The 3,637-nt window shown below is 66.2% G+C and carries 3 protein-coding genes and 1 pseudogene; all 4 read right to left on the bottom strand.

Annotated elements, in window-relative coordinates; genetic code table 11:
- Positions 1-234 precede the first annotated feature (234 nt).
- The 4 genes and pseudogenes from V6U90_RS32815 to V6U90_RS32800 all read right to left on the bottom strand — a co-directional run bounded on the left by V6U90_RS32815 (position 235) and on the right by V6U90_RS32800 (position 3,318).
- Positions 235-1,161, bottom strand: coding sequence for a phosphotransferase (locus tag V6U90_RS32815; RefSeq protein WP_334444970.1), 927 nt, complete (start codon positions 1,159-1,161; stop codon positions 235-237).
- 261 nt (positions 1,162-1,422) lie between these two features.
- A pseudogene (locus V6U90_RS32810) lies at positions 1,423-1,680 on the bottom strand (ATP-binding protein); the annotation flags it as partial.
- A gap of 115 nt (positions 1,681-1,795) precedes the next feature.
- Positions 1,796-2,677 carry a group II intron maturase-specific domain-containing protein gene (locus tag V6U90_RS32805; protein ID WP_334444968.1) on the bottom strand — a complete coding sequence of 294 codons (882 nt, stop codon included), beginning with the start codon at positions 2,675-2,677 and terminating at the stop codon, positions 1,796-1,798.
- A 20-nt stretch (positions 2,678-2,697) separates the two neighbouring features.
- The gene (locus tag V6U90_RS32800) at positions 2,698-3,318 is read right to left on the bottom strand and encodes a reverse transcriptase domain-containing protein (RefSeq protein WP_334444966.1); all 621 of its coding nucleotides are present in this window, start codon (positions 3,316-3,318) and stop codon (positions 2,698-2,700) included.
- Positions 3,319-3,637 lie beyond the last annotated feature (319 nt).

Raw genomic sequence — 3,637 nt, 5'->3', positions numbered from 1 at the left:
TCCAGGCTCTCGGGGGGCTTCGAAGTCATGCTGATGATCTCTCCTCAGGACCGTCCAGGAAGAGTATCCCCTGGTAGACGGGCTGTCTCACATCAGCGTGACAGGGAGGGGGGACTGCGACCGACGCACGCGTCTCGGCGCGGCAAGGCGTCGAGCGCCACCGCATGTCCATGACATGGTGTAACATCCGGTCGGCGGCATAAGCGGACACGCGTCGCTATGCTGCCACGGGTGTCACCGCGCGTGGCGCCACCAGAGGCGTCCGACGATGAGTTCATCGAGATCGCGGAGGTTGCCGGCAGCCATCTGTGCCGGGGCATCGGGGCGTTTGAGCGCGACGCGGAGGTCGGAAGCGAGGTGGGCCGCTTCGCGAACCTCGCACTCTACGCGGAGGGCTTCCGGAGAGGTCTCCGTCGCACGGGCGATGACGTCGAGGACGACCTCCAGGTGCGGGCCGCTGAACCGGGCCAGGAAGAACCAGTCGTCGATCGGTTCACCGAAGCGAGCCCATTCGAAGTCCAGCAGCGCCGTCACGCCTCGATCGTGCGCGAGCCAGTTGCCCCAGTGGCAGTCCGCGTGGACCGGGACGATTGCCCGTGCGTGCAGCGGCGCACGCTTCGCTATCGCCGTCAGGCCGTCAAGCACATGGCGGGGGATGATGCCGTGCCGGTCCAGGACCGCAAGGTTCTCGATCTCGGCGATGAGCGCAGCCTGGCTGACGAACCCGCCGTGGTCGATAGCCTCTGCCAGCGTCTGTTCCGCGTGGCCCGTAGGCGTCCAGCGGTGCAGTGCATCGAGCCGCTGGACTGCCTGCTCGGCCAACAGGCGCGCGGTCGAACCATCCACCCCGGGCATGCCCATGCCTGGAGACGTCCCCGGCATGCGGGTGTAGCAGGCGTATCGAACGTCACGCCTGCCCAGCCGGTGGAGCCCGCTGTTGAGCAGCGGGGCCGTGAGGCCGGTGGGCAGGTGGGGCGCGAGTGCGATCTCCCGGTTCAGCCGCGAGTGCCCGGCTGCGTCGATGATCTTCACGACTATGTCGGAGCCGACGTAGACGTGGTGGGAGTTGCCCTCAGCCGCGGCCATGGGGCCGGGGTCGCGGCCCAGGGCCGCTACCGCGATCGCGCGAGCGGTGTCGTGGGCTTGCCGCAGGTCGGTCATCGACGTTCACAGGGCGGCGCGGCCGACGTTGCGACGAGGTTCATCCGAGTGTCCGGTTGAGGGGCATGGGTGCAGGCATCCTATGTCTTCGTGCCGCGGGTTGGGGGGTGGGCGGATTCGACGTGCCTGCCGGCCAGGCAGACCCCCAAGGACTGGCGACCCCCTACCCGGCAAGCGCTCCCGTCTGCTTGTCAACGCCGCCTCAATCCAGACCATCCTGTTCCGGCTGAATCCGGACCACCTCGTTGGTGTTGTTGATCTTCAGTTGTCGGTTTTGGTGGCTGCCGGGACGCGGCCGAGGTCGCGGTCCTTGAGCCGGTAGCTGTCGCCCTTCATCGAGATCACCTCGGCGTGGTGGACGAGGCGGTCGATCATGGCCGCGGCGACAACATCGTCGCCGAACACCTCGCCCCACCGGCCGAAGGGCTTGTTGGACGTGACGATCAGTGAGGCTCGTTCGTAGCGGTTCGACACCAACTGGAAGAACAGGTTCGCCGCTTCTGCTTCGAAGGGGATGTGTCGGGTCGGGGACGAGACGCCGTGCAGCATTTCGACTGTCGGTTTCCTCGTCCCCGCCCGCCGAACCGGACGTGCACGTTCCCGCGCATCCGGCTCTCCACGTGATCACGATGGTTCAGGCGACGAGTTCGCTGACCTGTGCGACGAAGGTGACATCGTCGTGGCTGGTCTTGCGGAAGCGTGCTCCCGCGGGGTCGACCACGTCGATGTTGAACGGTGTGCTGATCTGAGCTCCGCGGAAGCGGTAGCGCTCGACCCGCATCTTCGCCGGGTTGTAGAGGACGATGCCGTCCTCGGCGATCCGGTCGCTGCCGTAGTAGCGGCGGCGGATCTGACCCCAGGTCAGGTGGGGATGCTTGCGGCGTATCCAACCGATCATTCGCCACCAGGCATACCAGCCCAGGTACGAGAATGTCTTCTTGGAGACGCCGTAGCGGAAGTACGCAGCCCAGCCTCGCAGGATCGGGTTGATCTTCCGCAGCACCTCATGCAGGGCGAGGGATGTGGTACCCCGCCCTGTCCATTTCTTGATCTTGTGCATGACCGCCGCCAAGGCGTCCTTGGACGGGTAGGTCAGCACCACCGGGGCCCGATTCCACTGCTTTCGCTGGATGCGGAAGCCGAGAAAGTCGAACCCGGTGTCGATGTGGGTGATCAGGGTCTTCTCTTCCGAGAGGGTCATCTTCAGGTCGCGGGCCACGATCTCGGCGATCTGCTGCTTGACCTGTTCGGCCTGCTCCCTGGTGCCGTGCACGAGCACCACGAAGTCGTCGGCGTAGCGGATCAAGCGGTAGTTCGGCCGGCCCGTGCGGCGGCGGTACTGCCGTCGCCACTGCGGGCTCATCTGTTCATCCCAGACCTTGGCGAAATGCCGGTCCAGCACGGACAGGTAGATGTTGGCCAGCAGCGGAGAGATGACCCCACCCTGCGGCGTGCCGGTCAGGCTCGCTGCGAAGCCACCATGCTGTTCGACAACCCCGGGCCCGCAGGAACGCACGGACCAGACGCAGCACCTTCTTATCGGCGATGCGTTCGCGCACCAGGCCCATGAGCACCTGGTGGTCGACGTTGTCGAAGCAGGCCTTGATGTCGCCCTCGATGACCCCACTCGTAGGTCGACGGCCTGCGGGTGAAGTGGTGGATCTCGGTAATGGCGTCCTGGGCCCGTCGTCCCGGCCGATACCCGTAGCTCGACGGGTAGAAGTCGGACTCGAAGATCGGTTCCAGGACCAACTTGAGCGCCATCTGCGCCACCCGGTCTCGCAGCGTCGGAATCCCCAGATAGCGGACCTTGCCGCCCTTCTTCGGGATCGTCGTCTGCCGCACCGGCAGCGGGGAGAAGCTCCCGTCACGCAGCGAGGACCGCAGGTTCTCCAGAAACGGCACCAGCCCGTCGTCGCGTGTGACGGCGAAGCGGGTCACCGAGTCGACGCCTGCGGTCATGGAGCCCTTGTTGCCTGCCACCCGCTCCCAGGCGTGCATCAGCGTCGCCCGGTCGCAGACCAAGTTGAACACGTCGTCGAACCGGCGCGCCGGTTCGGTCCTTGCCCATCGATGCAGCTTGCGTTGGTGTTCGAGTACCCGGGCCTCGGCTTGGCCGAACAATGGCCACTCCGAGGCCGGTGCGTCGCTATTCAACGACGGCCTCCTCCATGCCTGTCAAGTTGCCCATCACGCTGTCGCCCTTCCCCATGCGCCGGGCTTTCCCCGGCTCGGAGTACTACGGCGACTCCGCCACGACCCGATGCCATCAGCGGGCGTCACGCCTGCCCGCCGGACAACCGGCAGCCGCCCGGAGAGGGCGACATCGAATCGCTTCCCACGTTCACTGAGGACCTCTACGACGGGGATCGGCGCCCAGCTTTACCCCGGTGGCATCGCGCGGACCGCACATTGTCAATCCCCTGGAATCGTGGAGGACTCGGTTATGCGGCCTGGTCCTCCAGGGCGCGGATGG

This window comes from Micromonospora sp. CPCC 206060, assembly GCF_036906895.1.
Classification (GTDB): Bacteria; Actinomycetota; Actinomycetes; order Mycobacteriales; family Micromonosporaceae; genus Micromonospora.
Note: the sequence above shows the minus strand (reverse complement) of the source record. Positions and strands in the feature narration are given on the sequence as shown.

What these genes read in the sequence shown, in the direction of transcription:
- V6U90_RS32815 (WP_334444970.1), bottom strand. Translation starts at nt 1,161, where the DNA reads ATGACCGACCTGCGGCAAGCCCACGACACCGCTCGCGCGATCGCGGTA.